At 59.3% G+C, this 18,266-nt stretch carries 19 protein-coding genes; 13 read left to right on the top strand and 6 right to left on the bottom strand.

Features of this window, described 5'->3' with window-relative positions:
• Window positions 1-6: 6 nt before the first annotated feature.
• Complete coding sequence (locus HMPREF2996_RS00770; RefSeq protein ID WP_070524207.1) at window positions 7-486, bottom strand: MarR family winged helix-turn-helix transcriptional regulator; 480 nt, start codon at window positions 484-486, stop codon at window positions 7-9.
• Between the two features lie 170 nt (window positions 487-656).
• On the opposite strand from HMPREF2996_RS00770, the gene HMPREF2996_RS00765 reads away from it, so the two are divergent.
• From HMPREF2996_RS00765 to dnaB, 8 genes are all read left to right on the top strand, one after another.
• Complete coding sequence (locus tag HMPREF2996_RS00765) at window positions 657-1,016, top strand: DUF5318 family protein (protein WP_070644730.1); 360 nt, start codon at window positions 657-659, stop codon at window positions 1,014-1,016.
• Window positions 1,017-1,092: 76 nt separating this feature from the next.
• Window positions 1,093-3,321 carry a transglycosylase domain-containing protein gene (locus HMPREF2996_RS00760; protein WP_070444706.1) on the top strand — a complete coding sequence of 743 codons (2,229 nt, stop codon included), beginning with the start codon at window positions 1,093-1,095 and terminating at the stop codon, window positions 3,319-3,321.
• Between the two features lie 63 nt (window positions 3,322-3,384).
• Window positions 3,385-4,740, top strand: coding sequence for a glycosyltransferase family 87 protein (locus HMPREF2996_RS00755; RefSeq protein WP_141757465.1), 1,356 nt, complete (start codon window positions 3,385-3,387; stop codon window positions 4,738-4,740).
• Window positions 4,737-4,919 (top strand): hypothetical protein, encoded by a 183-nt coding sequence (locus HMPREF2996_RS00750; protein ID WP_010187901.1) that lies wholly within the window; start codon window positions 4,737-4,739, stop codon window positions 4,917-4,919. Before HMPREF2996_RS00755 ends, HMPREF2996_RS00750 begins: the two co-directional genes overlap by 4 nt.
• A 147-nt stretch (window positions 4,920-5,066) precedes the next feature.
• Window positions 5,067-5,357 carry a 30S ribosomal protein S6 gene (gene rpsF / locus HMPREF2996_RS00745; protein WP_210384564.1) on the top strand — a complete coding sequence of 97 codons (291 nt, stop codon included), beginning with the start codon at window positions 5,067-5,069 and terminating at the stop codon, window positions 5,355-5,357.
• Window positions 5,358-5,408: 51 nt separating this feature from the next.
• A complete protein-coding gene (locus tag HMPREF2996_RS00740) occupies window positions 5,409-5,996 on the top strand; it encodes a single-stranded DNA-binding protein (protein ID WP_070644734.1) in 588 nt (195 codons plus the stop codon).
• A 46-nt stretch (window positions 5,997-6,042) separates the two neighbouring features.
• Window positions 6,043-6,495 (top strand): 50S ribosomal protein L9, encoded by a 453-nt coding sequence (rplI, locus tag HMPREF2996_RS00735; protein ID WP_010187895.1) that lies wholly within the window; start codon window positions 6,043-6,045, stop codon window positions 6,493-6,495.
• A 643-nt stretch (window positions 6,496-7,138) separates the two neighbouring features.
• Window positions 7,139-8,563 carry a replicative DNA helicase gene (gene dnaB / locus HMPREF2996_RS00730; protein WP_010187892.1) on the top strand — a complete coding sequence of 475 codons (1,425 nt, stop codon included), beginning with the start codon at window positions 7,139-7,141 and terminating at the stop codon, window positions 8,561-8,563.
• 1 nt (window position 8,564) lies between these two features.
• On the opposite strand, the gene HMPREF2996_RS00725 is transcribed toward dnaB, so the two are convergent.
• From HMPREF2996_RS00725 to HMPREF2996_RS00710, 4 genes are read right to left on the bottom strand one after another with little or no spacing between them, the layout of a single operon-like run.
• Window positions 8,565-9,029: a VanZ family protein gene (locus HMPREF2996_RS00725; RefSeq protein WP_070716925.1), complete on the bottom strand. Its 465-nt coding sequence runs from the start codon at window positions 9,027-9,029 to the stop codon at window positions 8,565-8,567.
• A gap of 28 nt (window positions 9,030-9,057) precedes the next feature.
• Complete coding sequence (locus HMPREF2996_RS00720; RefSeq protein ID WP_010187889.1) at window positions 9,058-10,392, bottom strand: MFS transporter; 1,335 nt, start codon at window positions 10,390-10,392, stop codon at window positions 9,058-9,060.
• Window positions 10,393-10,403: 11 nt separating this feature from the next.
• Window positions 10,404-12,575 (bottom strand): heavy metal translocating P-type ATPase, encoded by a 2,172-nt coding sequence (locus HMPREF2996_RS00715; RefSeq protein ID WP_010187888.1) that lies wholly within the window; start codon window positions 12,573-12,575, stop codon window positions 10,404-10,406.
• A 5-nt stretch (window positions 12,576-12,580) separates the two neighbouring features.
• Window positions 12,581-12,781: a heavy-metal-associated domain-containing protein gene (locus HMPREF2996_RS00710; RefSeq protein ID WP_010187886.1), complete on the bottom strand. Its 201-nt coding sequence runs from the start codon at window positions 12,779-12,781 to the stop codon at window positions 12,581-12,583.
• 147 nt (window positions 12,782-12,928) lie between these two features.
• Between HMPREF2996_RS00710 and trxA the strand changes: the two genes are divergently transcribed.
• Both trxA and HMPREF2996_RS00700 read left to right on the top strand, forming a co-directional pair.
• Window positions 12,929-13,294, top strand: a complete 366-nt coding sequence (trxA, locus tag HMPREF2996_RS00705; protein ID WP_070644737.1) for a thioredoxin — start codon at window positions 12,929-12,931, stop codon at window positions 13,292-13,294.
• A gap of 157 nt (window positions 13,295-13,451) precedes the next feature.
• The gene (locus HMPREF2996_RS00700) at window positions 13,452-14,267 is read left to right on the top strand and encodes a PspA/IM30 family protein (RefSeq protein ID WP_070444720.1); all 816 of its coding nucleotides are present in this window, start codon (window positions 13,452-13,454) and stop codon (window positions 14,265-14,267) included.
• 107 nt (window positions 14,268-14,374) lie between these two features.
• On the opposite strand, the gene HMPREF2996_RS00695 is transcribed toward HMPREF2996_RS00700, so the two are convergent.
• The gene (locus HMPREF2996_RS00695) at window positions 14,375-15,592 is read right to left on the bottom strand and encodes an NYN domain-containing protein (RefSeq protein ID WP_070729670.1); all 1,218 of its coding nucleotides are present in this window, start codon (window positions 15,590-15,592) and stop codon (window positions 14,375-14,377) included.
• 225 nt (window positions 15,593-15,817) lie between these two features.
• Between HMPREF2996_RS00695 and HMPREF2996_RS00690 the strand changes: the two genes are divergently transcribed.
• Genes HMPREF2996_RS00690 through HMPREF2996_RS00680 form a run of 3 tightly spaced genes read left to right on the top strand, consistent with a single transcriptional unit; the run spans window position 15,818 to window position 17,975 of the window.
• The gene (locus HMPREF2996_RS00690) at window positions 15,818-16,192 is read left to right on the top strand and encodes a GntR family transcriptional regulator (RefSeq protein WP_070444724.1); all 375 of its coding nucleotides are present in this window, start codon (window positions 15,818-15,820) and stop codon (window positions 16,190-16,192) included.
• Entirely contained in the window at window positions 16,189-16,989 is an 801-nt protein-coding gene (locus tag HMPREF2996_RS00685) for an ATP-binding cassette domain-containing protein (RefSeq protein ID WP_070729669.1), read from the top strand. The genes HMPREF2996_RS00690 and HMPREF2996_RS00685 overlap by 4 nt, the downstream gene beginning before the upstream one ends.
• Window positions 16,986-17,975 carry a hypothetical protein gene (locus HMPREF2996_RS00680; RefSeq protein WP_246822959.1) on the top strand — a complete coding sequence of 330 codons (990 nt, stop codon included), beginning with the start codon at window positions 16,986-16,988 and terminating at the stop codon, window positions 17,973-17,975. The genes HMPREF2996_RS00685 and HMPREF2996_RS00680 overlap by 4 nt, the downstream gene beginning before the upstream one ends.
• The last annotated feature ends 291 nt before the right edge of the window (window positions 17,976-18,266 follow it).

Raw genomic sequence — 18,266 nt, 5'->3', positions numbered from 1 at the left:
TTTGGTCTATTTCCCTTCCATGATTGGCCGGTAGACATCGGCCAGTTTGGAGATCAGGTTAACTAGGGAGTTGGCATCCTTGATGTCGTCCGGATCGAGCCAACGCAGGATCTCTGCCAAAGCTGCCGCACGCTGGCGAGAGACGATGGTCAGCTCGGATTCACCGAGCTGGGTAAGGGCGACGAGCACACCGCGGCGGTCCTTTTCGTCGCGGTGCCGTTCCACGAAACCTTGGCGTTCCAATTGGTACAGCGCATTGGAGGCGGTAGGCATCCGGATGAGCTCTGCCTGGGCGATGGTGCTCACGCGCGAAGGGCCGCGCATGCGCAGCTGGTTCATGATGGAGACCTGCGACGTGGTGAGGGATGTGCCTTCTGTCGTGCGCTGGAAAATGAGCATGAGTTTGTTGAGCGCGGGCTGGATCTGGCGGGCGACTTCCAGGGCATCCTCGTAAGGGATGGGGGATTCGATAGTTTCTTCACTCATGGAAAATAAGTGTAGCTAGTAATTTCGCGGAGCGGTAGTTAGCCGATTAAAAAATTTGGTTTCCCACCGCGAAGCACTATGAAAGGGCCTAGATTGTTGACGCCGCCGGCACTACACTGTCCGGCGTGAATTCTCCGTCAAAGGCAGAGTCTGCAAAGACAAGGCCAGAAGTGGCCTACCGCAACGAAGTCTCTTATGAATGGGAGCGTGCACAGCATCTGCGTGAGCTTCGCGCGGGAAAGGTGACGCGCGAAGAGCTATGCGATGCCGACTTTCTCCTTCGCGCGGCGGCGGAACACCATGGCGTCGACATGCGCAAGCCGTGCCCGGTGTGTGAATCAGACATGCGACTGACCCGTTGGGTTTATGGAGATGCTTTAAAACGCCGGGCGGGAAGTGCGCGGAGCGCTGCGGAAATTGCGGACATGGCCGCAGAAGGGCTGGAATTTACCGTGCACTTCGTGGAAGTGTGTCCGGCGTGCCGCTGGAATCATCTGCTTCGAGCCGCCACGGTCTATGCTCTAGGGTAGTTTTGGCTTCCCAGTTCGCGCCGGTAAGCTGCATATATTTACAGTTTCTGTACAGGATTGATGAGGACACGGATCAGTGACCGAGAAGGAAACCTCTGGGCGAAAGGCCGGTAAACGTCGGAAGAGCCCCTCGCGCAGCGCACGACATTCATCCAGCTCTAAACGCCGCTGGCCGTGGATCGTGCTGGCTGTTTTGTTTGTACTAGTGGGCATTCCTGCCCTGCTCTTCGGCTACGCGTATACGCAATACGACGTCCCCGGGCCCAAGGAGCTGCAGCCGAGCCAGATCTCCACCATCGTCGCCGGCGATGGTGAAACTCAACTGGCCAAGCTCGTTCCGCCGGAAGGCAACCGCCGTCAGGTGACGTTGGAAGAGATCCCGGATTATGTGGAGGACTCGGTCCTCGCTGCCGAGGACCGTGAGTTCTGGACCAACTCGGGCTTCTCCTTTACTGGTCTGGGCCGCGCCGTCTTGGGCAAGCTCACGGGTGATAGCACCGCCGGTGGTGGTTCCACCATCACCCAGCAATACGTGAAAAACACCCTAGTTGGTGACGAGTATTCCTACGTCCGCAAGATCCGTGAGCTCATCTATTCGGTGAAGATGACCAATGAGTGGGCCAAAGAGGACATCCTGAACGCCTACCTCAACACCGTCTATTTCGGCCGCAATGCCTACGGCATCGAGGCTGCCTCCAATGCCTACTTCAATAAGGACGCCAAGGACCTCACGAAGGAAGAAGGCGCGCTGCTCGCGGGCGTTATCCAGTCACCGTCTGTCCTTGATCCGTGGGTAGATGAGGAACGTTCTCATGCTCGTTGGGACTACGTCATGGATGGCCTCGTTGAGATGGGTGACCTGGATCAGGCTGAACGCGATCAGTTGGTCTTCCCGGAAACTCGCGATCCGTCTGAGTATTCCGCTTACACCGAAGCGCCAGGCGCTTATGGCCACATCAAGAACCAGGTCATCGATGAGCTGTCCCGTGTGGGCATCACCGAGGATCAGCTGGCCACTGGTGGCCTGAAGGTGACGACAACCATTGATATGACCGTCCAGAATGCGTCGACGGATGCTGCTCATGCAGAGCTGGGAGTGCTGCAGGAAGATGCACGTGCAGCGGCGGTCACCATTGACCCGGCTACGGGTGCCGTGCGCGGCTACTATGGCGGCGATGATTCTGGCGGCTGGGATTATGCCAATTCCCCGCTGCAGACAGGTTCAACCTTCAAGATTATGACCCTGGCCGCAGCGCTCCAGCAGGGCATCGATCTCAATACTTATTACTCCTCGGCGCCCTACCAGCTGCCTGGATCGCAGCTCGTGACCAACGACGTGGGTGCCGGCTGCGGTAGCTGCTCCATCGCTGAGGCAATGAAGAATTCTTATAACACGTCCTTCCTGCGCCTCCAGGATGACTTGGAAAACAAGACGCAGGACACCGCGGATATGGCGCATGCGTTGGGCGTGCCGCGCAGTCTTCCGGGGATTGAAAAGACCCTCACTGAAAATGGTGGAACGCCGTACGAGGGCATCGTGCTGGGCCAGTACCAGTCGCGTCCGCTCGATATAGCGACGGCAATGGCCACCTTGACCAACCAAGGCATATGGCATCAGCCGCACTTCGTGGAAAAGGTAGAAAACGCTGCCGGCGAAGTCCTCTACGAGAACCCGACCGACGGCGGTGAACGCCGTGTCTCCGCCAACGTGGCCAACAACGTGATCTCCGCGATGCAGCCAATTGCCGCATGGTCGAATGGCGCGCTAGCTGGCGGGCGCCCGTCTGCGTCTAAGACTGGTACCACGCAGCTGGGTGACACCGGTCAGAACAAAGATGCGTGGATGGTCGGTTCCACGCCCCAGCTGGCTACAGCAGTGTGGGTAGGCACGGCCGACAACACCTCCGCGATTTTCAATCAGTGGGGCGGCATCATGTACGGCTCGGACGCACCGACGAAGATCTGGAAGTCCATCTTGGACACTTCTCTGGCTAACGTCGAGCAGCAGACCTTCCCGCAGGCCTATCCGATCAACTACGGCGTCGGCAGTTGGGGTTCGGGCTATGTCTATGACCCGAGCCAGACCACGACGTGGGACCAGACCCCGGCAAGCCCGGAGGGCGAAGCCGCTGAGGGCGAGGGCGAGGCAAAACCAGAGGAAGGCCAACACCATGACGAGGGGCATGGTGATGCCCCGGCGCAGCCGGCCCAGCCTGAGCAACCGGCCGAACCCGCAGAGCCCGAGGTCCCTTCACTTGATGACATTCTCAACGGAGATGGACTCGACCAATTACTTGGTCAATAGGAGATTGATCGCCCGGTGAGCTATCACACTACTTCGCGGATCGTGCCTCTCTCATCTGAGTCTATGACCCATAACGCGGTCGACGCCCTGGGTGGGCCGACGGGGCGCTTTGCTCGTTCGGCTTATGCTGGGTGGTGGACACCCTTGCGCGTGGTTATCACCCTGGCGTGGACGTTTTTGGCGTTTGGGTTTTTGAGTAAGGCAACCTGTGCGGGTAGTCGCCGGGGCGAGGATGGCCTCATCAGCCTGAACTGGGATGGCAACCGCCAATACACGGCCTTTTGCTATAACGACATCGTCCCTCTCTATGGTGGGCGCGGACTCGATCAGCCGGGCTTCCCCTATGCCTATTCCTGGGTTGAGGGCGATCTCACCCGCTACATGGAGTACCCAGTACTGGCCGGCCTCTTCCAGGGAGCCGTCGGGTGGCTGGCGCGCACCACCTATCCGGCCGTCGAGTGGCTTGGGATGGCAGATGTCAGCTGGTACTTCGGACTGACCGCGTTCATCATGTCTCTCGTGTGGGTCGGCACCGTGGTGATGGTTTTTCAGCTCACGGGGAACCGGGCATGGGACACCATCCTCATGGCGGCCAGCCCGCTCGTGGTTATTCACGCTTTTACAAACTGGGACATTCCGTCGGTGGCCTTCATGGTGGGTGCGCTACTCGCAGTGACGAAGCGCAAGAATTGGCTTGCCGGTATCCTCATCGGCCTTGGCACGGCCTTTAAATTGTGGCCCCTGTTTATCCTGGGTGCGTTTTTAGTGTTGGCCATCCGCCATAAACGGTGGGCACCTTTCTTCAAGATGCTGGTCGCCACCATTGCCACGTGGCTCGTGGTGAACCTTCCCGTGGCACTGGCCTACCCCGAAGCGTGGGGCGAGTTCTTCAGGCTCAATCAAGAGCGCGGTGCGGAGTGGACCACGATCTATGCGCTGTTGAGTCGCGTGACGGGCGTGGGCTTCGAAGCCGAATTCCTCAACACCTTCTCCCTCGTGGCCTTCCTGGCGTGCTGCGCTGCCATCGCCATTATGGGGCTTACTACGCCGCGTGCGCCACGGGTAGCTGAGATGATCTATCTCATCATCATGGCCTTCCTGATCTTCAACAAAGTGTGGTCGCCGCAGTACTCACTGTGGCTCGTCGTACCGGCACTCTTGGCCCTGCCACGTTGGCGCCTCATCTTTAGCTGGGCGCTTGCCGACGCCCTCCTCTGGCCCATCCTTACCTGGCACATGCTTGGGGCTGAGAATAAGGGCCTGCCGCACGAGATGCTGGATATCGCCGTGATTACTCGTGATGGCTTCATCATTGCCATCGGTGTGCTGATCATCCGTCAGATGTGGGGCAAAGCGGAAGATAAGGTCCGTGCGGCGCACGGCGGTAGGGATCCATTGGCGGGGGATTTTGCGCTATGACTATGACGATCCTGGGCATCATCTCCATCACGCTGGGTTTTATCTGCGTGTTGAGCGCCTATTACCTGTTTCAACGCTCTCAAGACCGCACCTGGCCCATTGTGCTGGGGCTGCTGGCTCTCTTGTTCCTCACTGTGATTCCTGCTGGTTCGGCGATCTTTGTCGCGGCGACACACTAGATGCGGCCGAGGAGATAGGGGATTTCCTTTTCCGCCGGTCAGTGCGGTACTGTGTGAGGGTTGCTTGACGCAACAGACCCTCCTGTCATATCCGCAAAGGTGATATGGCCGATACCAATTACTAGACCATAGGAGGTGATGAGGTCCGTGCGTCACTACGAAGTCATGATCATTCTGGATCCTAATCAGGATGAGCGCACCGTAACCCCGTCCCTAGACAAGTTCCTCGAGGCAATCCGCAAGGATGGCGGCAAAGTCGAAAAGGTTGACGTGTGGGGCAAGCGCCGTCTTGCATACCCGATCAACAAGAAGGAAGAGGGCATCTACGCAGTCGTGGAGCTGGAGTGTGAATCCCACTCCGTTCTCGAGTTCGATCGCCGTCTGAACCTGAACGACTCCATCCTGCGTACCAAGGTTCTGCGCACCGACAGCAAATAGCGGATACTGGGTTTCGAGCAATCCACGTAACCGATATTAAGGAGTAAAGACATGGCTCAGGGAGATACCAACATCACGGTTGTCGGTAATATCGTTGCTGACCCGGAACTGCGCTTCACCCCGGCGGGTGCCGCAGTAGCGAATTTCCGTGTTGCCTCCACCCCGCGTCGCTATAATCAGCAGACTTCCCAGTGGGAGGATGGCGAGGCCATGTTCCTCACCTGCAACGTGTGGCGCCAAGCCGCAGAAAACGTTGCGGAGACCCTGACCAAGGGCATGCGCGTTATCGTTACTGGCCGTTTGCGCCAGCGCTCTTACCAGACGCGTGAGGGCGAGAACCGCACTGTTTTTGAGATTGAGGTCGATGAGGTCGGCCCGTCCCTGCGTTATGCAACCGCTCAGGTTAACCGCAAGTCCGGCAACGGCGGCGGCAACTATGGCGGCCAGCAGCAGGGTGGTGCTAACTACAGCGGTGGCAACCAAGGCGGTTTCTCCGGAAACCAGGGTGGTTTCTCTGGAAACCAGTCCCAGTCCTCTGCCCCGCAGCAGTCCCAGCAGTCGGCTCCGAGCAACGATCCGTGGAATTCGGCACCCCAAGCAGGAAGCTTTGGTGGTGCGGATGCAGAACCCCCGTTCTAAAACTGTCACGCAAGTATTCATTTAACTCAATTGAAAGGCAGGGATCATGAAGCTGATCCTCACCGCTGCCGTTGAGAACCTCGGCGCCCCCGGCGAAATTGTAGAGGTTAAGGACGGCTACGGACGTAACTACCTGCTTCCGCGCGGCCTGGCTATCGTTGCCACCCGCGGTGCTGAGAAGCAGATCGAGGGCATCAAGCGCGCCCAGGAAGCTCGCGCAATCCGCGACCTGGACCATGCACGCGAGATCCGTACCCAGCTGGAGGAGCTCAAGGACGTTAACGTCCCGGTGAAGACCTCCGAGTCCGGCAAGCTCTTCGGCTCCGTGTCCGCAGAGGACATCGTGAACGCCGTTGCCGCCGCTGGCGGCCCGAAGCTGGACAAGCGCATTGTTGTGCTTCCCAAGGGCCTGGTCAAGAAGACCGGCAACTACCAAGTCGAGCTGAAGCTGCACGCTGACGTTATCGGCAAGGTGAACTTCTCGGTCGTCGCTGCCTAAGAACTAAGGCGCACGACGGTCACCCTCCGTCCGCCCGCGTGTGAGGCGCGGCGCCGGTACGCAGGACGTGACCTTAAGACAACAGCAAGGCTTGAGGCCGTGCTCCTCCCACTATGTGAGGTGGTGAGAGGAAGCACGGCCTCAGGCCGTTTTGTGGGCTTTTGGGGATAGAGATTTGGGGAAAGACTCAAACTGTGGATAACTCGCACTATCTGTGGATAACTCGGTGGTGAGTTAACGGTGAATTTACTCACGGCGCACGGTGTTAACCCGCTGGTAGGGGCGATATTCAGATGGGGGCCTACTTTTCCACCGGTTTTGTGCGGATTTTCACACTAGGAAAAACCTATCCTGACCAGTGGAAATAATCATCGCAGGTCACAGCGCTGCAAAGTTATCCACAGCCCTGACCTCTGTCTTTGCACACCGTGTCTTTGCTGACCTGGGAATTCCACAGGTCTCTGTGGATAACTATGGGAGTTATGCCCAAGGGGTAGTGTCTTGACCCTCAGCTAGACTGTTGTGTACAACGCGCGGTTGCCGCTCGGCACTGCATCGAAGCCTGGCCGTCCGGCGCGGAGAAGAGTGAGGATTTCAGGCACACGGCCAGGGTGGGATTAATGAACGGTGGGATTAATGAGCAATGACTAATGCCAGTTTTGATGATGACCAGGTTCCACCACCACCGGAGCCGGTAGAGGAGGAACCCCGCCGCTCCTACCGGCAGGAGGAGCCTAAGCGTTACGGCGAATTCCGTCAGCCGCCCGCGGACCGTGAGGCAGAACAAGGCGTCCTTGGTGCTATGCTCCTGAGCCCGAACACGGTCATGGAGGTCATTGAAGAGCTGGAGCCGGAGGATTTTTACTATCCTGCGCACACGCTCATCTACCAGGCCATGATTGACCTTTATGCCGCAGGCACCGACATTGATGCGGTGATTGTGGCGGCCCGACTCGATCGATATAACAACCTCGAGCGCGTTGGCGGTGCGCCCTACCTGCATACCCTGTTGGCCACGGTGCCAACCGCTGCCAACGCCCGCTATTACGCGGAGATTGTCGCGGAGAAGGCGGTGCTGCGCAAGCTGGTGGACGCTGGAACAAGAGTCGTCCAACTCGGCTTCCAAGGCTCCGAAGACATGGAGATTGAGTCCGTGCTGGACCGCGCCCAGCAGGAAGTTTTCGCTGTCGCGCAGAAGAAAACGACCGAGGATTACCGTGCGCTGAGTGATCTCATCGATCCCACCATTGATGAACTCGCCGCCCTGCAACAAAACGGCGTGGAGTCCGGCGTGCCCACCGGTTTCATCGACCTCGATAACCTGACCAATGGTCTGCGTGCCGGCCAGATGATCATCGTCGCCGCCCGCCCTGGCGTTGGTAAGTCCACGCTGGCCATGGACTTCATGCGCTCGGCATCACTGCAGCATAACAAGACCTCCGTGGTCTTCTCCCTGGAGATGTCTGCCTCAGAGATCGTCATGCGCCTGTTGTCTGCGGAGGCGGAAGTGAAGCTGTCGGATATGCGCGGTGGCCGCGTGTCCACGGAGGATTGGGCCAAGATCGATGACACCCTCAACCGCATCCAGGATGCGCCTCTGTTCATCGATGATTCCCCGAACCTCACCATGATGGAAATTCGCTCCAAGGCCCGCCGCCTCAAGCAGCAGCACGGTCTAGACCTCATTGTGCTGGACTATATGCAGCTGATGTCTTCAGGCAAAAAGGTGGAGTCCCGCCAGCAAGAGGTTTCGGAGTTCTCGCGCCAGCTCAAGCTGTTGGCCAAGGAGCTGGAAGTTCCGCTCATCGCGATTTCGCAGCTGAACCGTGGTCCAGAATCCCGTACCGATAAGAAGCCGCAGCTGGCGGATCTGCGTGAATCCGGCTCGCTTGAGCAGGACGCCGATATGGTTATGCTGCTCTACCGCCCAGACTCACAAGACCGCGATGATCCCCGCGCCGGTGAGGCGGATATCATCCTGGCCAAGCACCGTGGCGGCCCGATCGACACGGTGAAGGTGGCGCACCAGCTGCACTACTCCAAGTTCGTCAACATGGCGCACGGTTAAATTACAGGTCCACGACAGCGTTGGGGTCACCCAACCGTGGGCCGAGGATGACCAAGACCAAGAAGACCGCAGCCGCGGCGAGCGCCAGCCATCGCCACACCGGGAAGAAGCGCTCGCCACAAAGCCGGGCGAATGCCGCGCCGATGAGCACGCCGATCGTATTGAAGATGAGGTCATCAATATCAGTGCGTCCTAGCGCGAAGGCATACTGGACTGTTTCCAGTGCCAAACTCAGCGCGAATCCCCACGCGGCCGTTGCCTTGATTGATCGGCACATGCTGAAGACGAGCATGCCGAAAGGAATGAAAAAGGCGGTATTGCCCGCATACTCAAAAAGCGGGCCAAACCAGGTGCCTCCGGAGAACTCATCAAGTGGCACCAAACGCAGGTCACGAACTCGCTGGTTCTCCGGCTTCCAGAGGTAGCCAATCTGATAGAAGGGCTTAAGCGTGGTGAGCGCGGCCATGACCGCGATCCACGCGCCAAGGGCGACCCTATTGAGCAAGGGTCCTGCCCTTGAACTCTGGCAGTGTCAGTGCTGCTACAGCTGCGAGGCCGAAGGCTGCTGCGAACAGCGCGAAGAGCGAGCCCGTTCCTGCCACCGCGATGAGCGGCGGAACGATGAGCGGTGCCAGGATTGATGCGAGTCGGCCGAAGCCAGCTGCCGCACCGGTACCGCGCCCGCGCAGGGCGGTGGGGTAGAGCTCCGGGCCGATGGCGTACAGCGCACCCCACGCGCCAAGGTTGAAGAAGGAGAGCAGGCAACCGGCCAGGATGATCATGGCTTCAGTGTTAGCGAAACCAAAGAACCCGGCCGACAGGGCGGAACCCACGAGGAATATCGCTAGGGTCGAGCGGCGGCCCCAGACCTCGATGAGCCAGCCGGCTGCGGCGTAGCCGGGTAGCTGGGCGAGAGTGATAATCAGCGTGAAGCTGAAGGACTTCACCAGGGAGAAGCCATCCGCGACAAGCAGTGACGGAATCCAAATGAAGGCGCCGTAGTAGGAGAGGTTGACGCAGAACCAGATGGTCCACAGCGCCAGCGTGCGCCCGCGCAAGGACTTTGACCAAATGCTGGTGGCGGTGACATCTTCCTCGGAGTAGGTCGGTGCCGGGGTCGTGCGGTCAATGTCCGCCTCGTCTACCTCGGCCTCAAAGGAAGCGACGATTTCTTCTGCTTCCTCGTGGCGGCCCTTCGACTCTAGGAAGCGCACTGATTCAGGCAAGTGAAGGCGTACATAGAGAGCGTAGAGCGCGGGCACCATGCCGAGCGCTAGGGCCCAGCGCCAGCCGCTTTCCGACGCCCCCACCACGAACGTTCCAATTACCGCAGCGAGGATCCACCCCACCGCCCAGAAGGCCTCCAGCAGAACGACCATGCGCCCGCGCACCTTGAGCGGTGCGAACTCGGAAATCAGCGTGGAGGCCACCGGCAGCTCAGCGCCGAGGCCAAGTCCGATGAAGAAGCGCAGGATGATGAGGAGCGTGAGGCCCGTTGCCAGGGCAGAAGCGCCCGTGGCAAGGCCATAGACCAGCAGGGTCAGAGCAAAAATGTGGCGGCGGCCGAACTTATCGGCCAAGAGGCCGCCGAAGGTGGCGCCCAAGGCCATGCCGATGAAGCCCACGGACGCCAGCCAGGAGGATTGGGTCGGTGTGATCCCCCAGTGCACGGCCAAAGCGGCCATGATGAAGGAGATGAGGCCCACGTCCATGGCGTCGAGCGCCCAGCCGATGCCGGAGCCGAAGAGGAGACGTTTGTGTTTTCCAGTGACGGGAAGGCGGTCGAGCCTCTCCGTGCGTGAGATAGAGCGATGATCAAGACGATTCATGCAGGCTAAGCTTACTCCTCGGGGGTAAAGCTTTTCAGCCGCAGAGAATTGGTCACCACAAAGACTGAGCTCAGGGCCATTGCCAACCCCGCCAGTAGGGGGTTGAGCAGGCCAAACGCTGCCACAGGAAGAAGAATAATATTATAGGCGAAGGCCCAAAATAGGTTGCCCTTGATGATGCGCAGGGTGCTGCGCGCGAGTCGCACTGCCTCGGCAACGGAGCGCAGGTCGTTGTTCATCACCGTGATATCGGAAGCTTCGATGGCCACGTCTGCTCCCGCGCCCATCGCGATTCCGAGGTCCGCCTGCGCGAGCGCTGCGGCGTCGTTGACGCCATCGCCCACCATGGCCACAGTGCGCCCCTGCTCCTGCAGACGAGCAATAGTATCCACTTTGTCTGCGGGCATGACCTCCGCTGTCACGTTGGCATCATCAATGCCAACGGCTCGCGCCACTGCACGCGCCGCGCCGGCGTTATCCCCGGTGAGTAGGTGGGGTGTAAGTCCTAGCTTGTGCATTGCTGCGATGGCGGCGGCGGAGGATTCCTTGATGCGATCCTGCAGCTCGATGGAGCCTGCCAGGGTGTCATCGACGTAGACGCCGACTTGGGTCCCGGTGCCCTCATAGCCCGCAGGCGGCCGGCCGACTCGCACGTGCGCGCCCTCAATCGTTGCCTCGATGCCTTGGCCGGGAAGCTCGTGGAAGTCTTCGGCTGTGGGGAGCTCGCCGTCGTAAGCCGTGCGGATGGCGCGTGCGATGGGGTGCTCGGAGCCCTGCTCTGCGGCCGCGGCGAGACGAAGAACGTCCTGCTGCGTGTGCCCTGCCGTAGATTGGATTGCTCCCACCGACATCTGGCCTTCCGTGATGGTGCCCGTTTTATCTAGAACGATGGTGTCGATCTGGCGCGTCGATTCCAAAATCTCCGGGCCCTTGATGAGGATTCCCAGTTCGGCGCCGCGCCCGGTGCCCACGAGGATTGCGGTGGGCGTCGCCAAGCCCATGGCGCACGGACACGCGATGATGAGGACGGAGACGGCGGCCACGAAGGCTGGGGCGATACCACCGAACAACAGGTGTGCCACGAGGGCGAGGAGAGCGATGCCGATGACGATCGGGACAAAGACGGCGGCGATGCGGTCCGCGAGACGTTGTACAGGGGCCTTCGAGGTCTGGGCCGCAGTGACCAGCGCGCCCATCTGGGCCAAAACGGTGTCGGAGCCAACGCGGGTGGCGCGCACCTCAAGGCGCCCAGAGGCGTTGATGGTAGCGCCCGTCACCGTGCTGCCGGGTGAAACCTCAACCGGCATTGACTCGCCGGTGAGCAGGGATTCATCCACGGCGGAATGACCGCTGAGAACCACGCCATCGGTGGCGATCTTCTCGCCGGGACGGACCACAAAAACATCGCCTACGTGGAGCTCGCTGGCGGGAATGCGGGTTTCGGTGCCGTCGCGAAGCACGGTGGCTTCTTTAGCCCCCATAGTCAGCAGCGTGGTGAGCGCCTCGGAGGAGCGCCCCTTAGCTTTGAGCTCAAACCACCGTCCAAGCAGCAGGAAGGTGATAACCATGCCGACGGATTCGAGGTAGATGTGGTCCATCTGCGCGTCATTGGAGCGTAGCGTCATGTGCATGGTCATACCGGGCATTCCGGCATCGCCGAAAAAGAGCGCGTAGAGGGACCAACCGAAAGCGGCGGTAGTGCCCAGTGTGATGAGAGTATCCATCGTGGCAGCGCCATGCTTCAGATTGGCCCAGGTAGCGCGGTGGAAGGGTGCTCCGCCGATGACGTAGACGAGTGTCGTGAGCATCAAGCAGGCCCACTGCCAGTGCTGAAACTGCAGGGCCGGGACCATGGAAAGCAGCATCACTGGTAGGGAGAGTGCCGCAGAGAGCAGGGTGCGCTGAAGGATGTCGGAGGCTTCGCTCTCGCGAGCATCCTCCGCCGTGCTTGCTGGTTCCTCCCCCTCACCGTCCATGGTGAAGGCTCCGTAGCCCGCGCCTTCGACGACGTCGATGAGATCGGCGGGCGTCGTCGTTGCAGGGTCATAACTCACGGAGGCAGACTCCGTGGCGAAGTTGACCGTGGCTTCAACGTTGTCGAGTTTGTTGAGTTTGCGCTCGACGCGGGAGGAGCACGACGTACAGGTCATCCCAGTGATGCCGAGGGTGAGGCTGGTAGTCATGGTGTTTAGGCCAATTCGTAGCCGGCTTCGGCGACGGCAGCAGCAACTTGCTCATCGCTAAAACCCTCCCCGGTGACGGTGACTGCGCCGGTGGTGTGGTCGGCAGTAACGTCGGTTACGCCACTGATCTCTGAGATCTCTTCCTTGACGGAAAGCTCGCAGTGGCCACAGGTCATGCCGGTAACGGTGTAGGTTGTGGTGCTCATGGTGATGAATCCTTCTCTCTTCTTAACGGTTAATGCTACTGCCAAGAATATACCCCCCTGGGGTATACGCGCAAGGAATAATCGAGTCTTGTGTACCGTTGAGGGTTGATAGAACCGACAAAAATCCCCGAGACTGATAGGAACAACATGGCAACGATTGACATTACTGAGGACACGTTCCAGGAGACCATCTCTGCCGACGGCATCACGCTCGTCGATGCCTGGGCGGAATGGTGTGGCCCGTGCAAGCGCTTCGGCCCGGTCTTTGAGAAGGCATCTGAAGAGCACCCTGATGCTACGTTTGCCAAGCTGGATACTGAGGCCAACCAGGAGCTATCTGCGAAGCTGCAGATTCAGTCCATCCCTACCTTGATGGTTTTCCGCGATGGCATCCTGGTCTTCCGTGAGGCTGGCGCCCTGCCGCCGGCAGCCCTGGAGGATCTCATCGGCCAGGTTAAGGCCCTCGACATGGACGAAGTCCGCGCCCAGGTGGAGAGCCAGAAGGCGGAATAGTCCCGAAGACTTCTCCTTGGTGCGGAGGGCCAAGTACGCCCGCCGCGCGCGCTTTCCTGTGAGTATCGCTACACTCGCAGGAAAGCGTCTTTTTATATAGGCCACTAATAAGAGCTGCATTAAATACTGTTGCAGGAACCACTAAGGAGTGAGTGCGATGGCAAATCCATTTAGCAAAGGCTGGAAGTATGTGATGGCTTCTTTCGATCAGAAGATCGACGAGAACGCTGACCCCAAGGTCCAGATCCAGCAGGCCGTGGAAGGTGCGAAAGAGCAACATCGCCAGATTTCCGAACATGCGGCGGAGATTATTGGACGCAAAACCCAGCTGGAAATGCAGCTCAACCGCCTGGTGAAGTCCCAGAAGGACTACCAAGACCAGACCCGCCGGGCGCTGGAGCTGGCGGATGCTTCCGAGGATCCGCAGAAGGCCGCCGAGTACAACCAAGCGGCAGAGGTCGTGGCGAGCCAGCTGGTCGCCGTAGAGAATGAGTTGGCCAATCTGAAGTCCCAGCACGAGGCCGCCGCCCAAGCTGCCGAGCAGGCGAAGGCCCAGCAGCAGCAGTCGGAGGCCCGCCTTAAGGAGCAGCTCGCGCAGGTGGACCAGTTGCTGTCCCAGGCTGATCAGGCAGCGATGCAGGAGAAGAACGCTGAGGCCTTGGACTCTATGAACGAGCTCAAGCCCGATGATTCCACGCCAACGTTGGATTCGGTACGCGCCAAGATTGAGAAGCGCTACGCCGATGCCCTCGGCGCTCAGGAGCTGCACCAGGCAACTGGTGGCAGCCGGATTCAGGAGATTTCGGCCGCGGGTCACGATACGGCCGCCGCGTCCCGCTTGGACGAGATTCGCGCCGAGATGGCCAAGAATAAGGAGATCGAAGGTTCCCCCTTCGCTAGCGACCAAGCGCTTGAGACTGGCACCGAAGCTGGTGTTGGTTCCGAATCGGAGACCACCGAGGGCAAGCAGTAGCCACCGCGGACCACATCACCGCATAGAAAAGGGACCTTTGAGAGCGGGCCGCGTAGCGCGGCCTGGGAGTTTCAGCGCCTTATGCTCTCAAAGGTCTCTGTGGTGTTTTAGCTATCTTGCCGGCGGATATTGATGAGCACGCCGCGGATGCCCGAGTGGAAGCCATCGCGCAGGTTGACGCGCTGGGTTTCGGTGAGCGTGTACTCGTGCAGCGTTTCACAGGCGAACTGCAGCAGCGGGCGGTCGATTTCCGGTGGCAGCCCGCCGCCCGATAGCAGGTGAGCCTGGTCGCGTTGATCAGCGCTCGCAGCGTTGTCGAACCACCACGAGGCATATTGCTGTCCCACATCAAAGGGAGACTGGAACCCGGCGGAGCTCCACACTTCTTCAGGGAGCGGAACGTACTTCGAACGTAGCTTGCGGCGCGGTGCCATCATCGACGGCTTTGGCGCGGCCGGCTTGGGAGCAGGCTTCGAGGCTTCGGTGTCTGCTTCCGACTCTTTGTCGGCAGGCTCCTGAGCAGCGGTTCCAGGCTGGGAGGGCTCCTCGTCCTCGGCGGGGACGCTGGGTGCTGCTGACTCGGGGTGAGCGGCCGTGGCCGCCACATCTTGTGCCGCGGCAGAAGGAGTGGCCGGCCCGGGTTTCGGTGCGGAGGGGAAAGCAGCTTGTGCCTCGGTAGGTTCTTCGCATTCCGGAGCGAGCTCGCTAGCGGCATCGCTCACGTCCTCGCTGCCGTCCTCGGAATTCTGGGGTTCGCGGATGGTCGGCGGTAGCGGGCCTTCGAGAACCTCGAGCTCCATTGCATCGGCGAAGTCCTCGCGCGGATCAAGGATTGTGGTGGAATCACACGCATGGCGCAGAGCGGAGGACATTGAATCCCAGCCGAAGCCGTAGAGGTGCACGCGCACGCCGTTATTGACGGCTTCCTGCACTCCGGGGATCATGTCGGCGTCGCCGGAGACCAAAACAAAGTCCGTGACTTGGCCCTTCATAGCGGAGACGATCATGTCGGCGACAAGGCGGGTATCCACCGCTTTTTGGGTGCGGCGCTCGCCCCATTCGATGAGTTGGCCGGTACGCAGCTGCACGCCATCGCAGACGCGCAACGCTCGCTGGTAGCGGTGGGGCCCAGTATCCGGGATTCCGTCATACCAGTATTGGCGGTGAATACGGTTTCCAACCTGGTTCTCAATCATGGAACCAAGGGAGCTGACTACTTCGGGTAAATCAATCTCTAGCTGGGCTCGGGCACCCGTTTCCCATGAGTTATAGAAACTGGCGAGTAGATATGACGTGTCGACGAAGACAAGTGTTCGTTCAAGCATGGCTCCTAAATTCCGTTCTATTTCTTCTAAATAATTTTCTTAGGTCACTTCTGTGAGGTCTTCCAGCCTAAGGCCGGTGTGTTCCAGTGTGCCCCATTAGTCACAAAACGTCGATAACCTTGAGGGAATTCCCAGGTCAAAGTCAGGGCTCGATGCAGTCTTGCCAGGACTAAAGGATGGTTATATGGTTAGTTACATGAGTAACCAACCAGCTAAGGAGTCGGCATGGATAACTCCGCGCAGCCGCTCTTCCGTCAGATAGCTGTGCTCATTGAGGACGCCATTATCGAAGGCACCCTCACCGAAGGGGCACAGGCGCCGTCCACGAACGAGCTGGCCGCCTTCCATAGCATCAATCCCGCCACCGCCCGTAAAGGCCTTTCTCTTCTCGTGGATCTGGGGATCCTCGAAAAGCGCCGGGGCATCGGGATGTTTGTCACCTCAGGTGCAGCCGAAATGATTCGCGCGCGGCGTCGCCAAGAATTTGCAGCCGAGTACGCCGCGCCGCTGATCGACGAAGCCGTGCACCTGGGCTATACCCGCCAGCAGCTCCATGACCTCATTGATCTTGTCGCAGAAAGCCGAGGACTCTACTCATGATTTCCACCCCACACTTCACCTTCGGCGACGGCCTCACACATGGCCTCGTCGGCCCCAACGGTATTGGTAAGACCACGTTGCTACGCAAGATTGCCGGACAGCTGAATGCTTCCGGCATCAAGGTCGATGGTGACAAGCCCTATGACAATGAAAAGGTGCTCAACAAGGTTGTGCTTATGGGTATCGACAACCCCTTGCCCGAAGGCTGGAACGTGAAGAAAGTCTTCACCGTAGCCAGCCTGCGCTGGCCCACCTGGAACAAGGAGCGCGCCGAGGAATTGGTGGAGCGTTTCGAGCTCCCGATGGAGAACTACTCGGGGCTTTCCCGCGGGCAGAAGTCGGCGGCGAGCTTCATTGTCGCGGTGGCTTCGGGGGTGCCGTACATGCTTCTCGACGAACCCTATCTCGGCCTCGACGCTTCCAAGCGGGAAGTATTCTACGAAGTCTTACGCGAGGAGCATGGCCGCACCATCATTGTCTCCACCCACCACCTCAACGAGTTATCCGGTTTGCTCGATACCGTGGCTTTGATGGGGGAGAGCCCGATCTCCGGACCCATCGATGAGTTCATTGAGGGCGTCGTCCAACTCACCGGCTCTGCCGAAGCTCTCGATCGCGCGCTGGGGCGCCTGCAGCTTCCGGTCCTTGAGCGCGAAACCTCAGCCGTGGCAGACCGCGCGCTTGTCGACGCCCGCCCCAACCACACCACCAACGTCTTCGACATGGCCCAGGAAATGGGTTTGCGTGCCAGCGAGGTATCCCTCGAACAGGCAGTGTTGGCATTGGGGGAGGCATGATGAAGCTCTATAGACATATGGCGCTGAGCTGGAACAGCTTCTTTTTTGCCTTGTGGATTGTTGTCCTTCCGGTGCTGGGAATGGATCGCGGGCAAGGGTGGGCCATTGGTTACTCACTCTTTATGGTCCTTATGGTTTACCTTTCGCAGCCTGATTTCACGCGTTATCTGACCTTTGGGTTGAGCACCCGGGTGTGGAATGGGCACCGGCGAATCAATGCTTCCCTGACGCTTGTGCTCATTCTTGTTAGCGCGCCCTTCGCCTTTCCGTGGTGGACTCTCATCGCGCCAACGGCAGCGTGGATATTCTGCGTGGCCAAGCGCGTCGAGCCATCGCGCATGACCGCGAGCTCCCTCATCGTAGGCAGCGATGGTGATTCTTCGACGGGCTGGTTCTCAGCGTCCCCGGTCTCCCAAATTGTGTTGCGTCCCCAGGTCCGCGCGTGGATGTGGACTGCGATCGGTGTAGCCATCGCAATAGCCATAACCATCGTGGTGAGCAAGCTGTGGGATGCCGCCGTGGGCATCGTGGGTGTCATTGTTACGTTGATTGTCCTGCCGCTAGTTGCTGATTCAATCCGCAGCTCACTCAAAGATGCAGTGGCCTTTGGGCTGCCGCGCGGTGCCTGGGCTAAGGCCACGTTGCTGTGCACGGCAATCCCCGTGGTCCTATCGCTCGTGGCCGATCTGGTAGCGATGATGTGGACCGGCAATCCAGCGGGGTTCACCATCGTGTGTCTTGCTACAACGTCACTACTTTTAAGTTTCGCCATTACCGACAAACCGACGTGGCTTTACACAACTGCGCTAGCGGGAGCAATCGCCATACTGTTCATAGCGTGGCTTATCAATCCCAACGTTGCGATGGGGTGGACGTTCACAGGGATGGCAATCATCTACGTTGTGTGGGTTGCCGCGTATCCCCGGATGGCTAAAAAGACCAACGTGTTTAGCCCGGGCCTCATGGGCTGGTTTGGGTCACGCTGAGCGCCAACCAATGTCGGCGTTAAACGGTTGTCTTTGTGCACTTCAAGAAGGGATAAAAACCTTCTTTGAAGTGCATATTTGTGTTTTTTCAAGGCCGTATGTAACTTTATATGAGTCAGCGCGACCGACAGCGCCCCACAGGAACAGAGGTTCTTGGAGAGAGGCGGTAGGAAAACAGGCCCTGACAACAAATATTTTCTTTACTCGCAGTACTGCGTTTCGCTTAAAGCGGGCCGTATGGCTGTGTGGTGACGATGTCTGAGAACTCAATAGTGTGCCAATGTACTTTTT

The sequence above is a fragment of the Corynebacterium sp. HMSC066C02 genome (assembly GCF_001814945.1).
Lineage (GTDB): Bacteria > Actinomycetota > Actinomycetes > Mycobacteriales > Mycobacteriaceae > Corynebacterium > Corynebacterium aurimucosum.
Note: the sequence above shows the minus strand (reverse complement) of the source record. Positions and strands in the feature narration are given on the sequence as shown.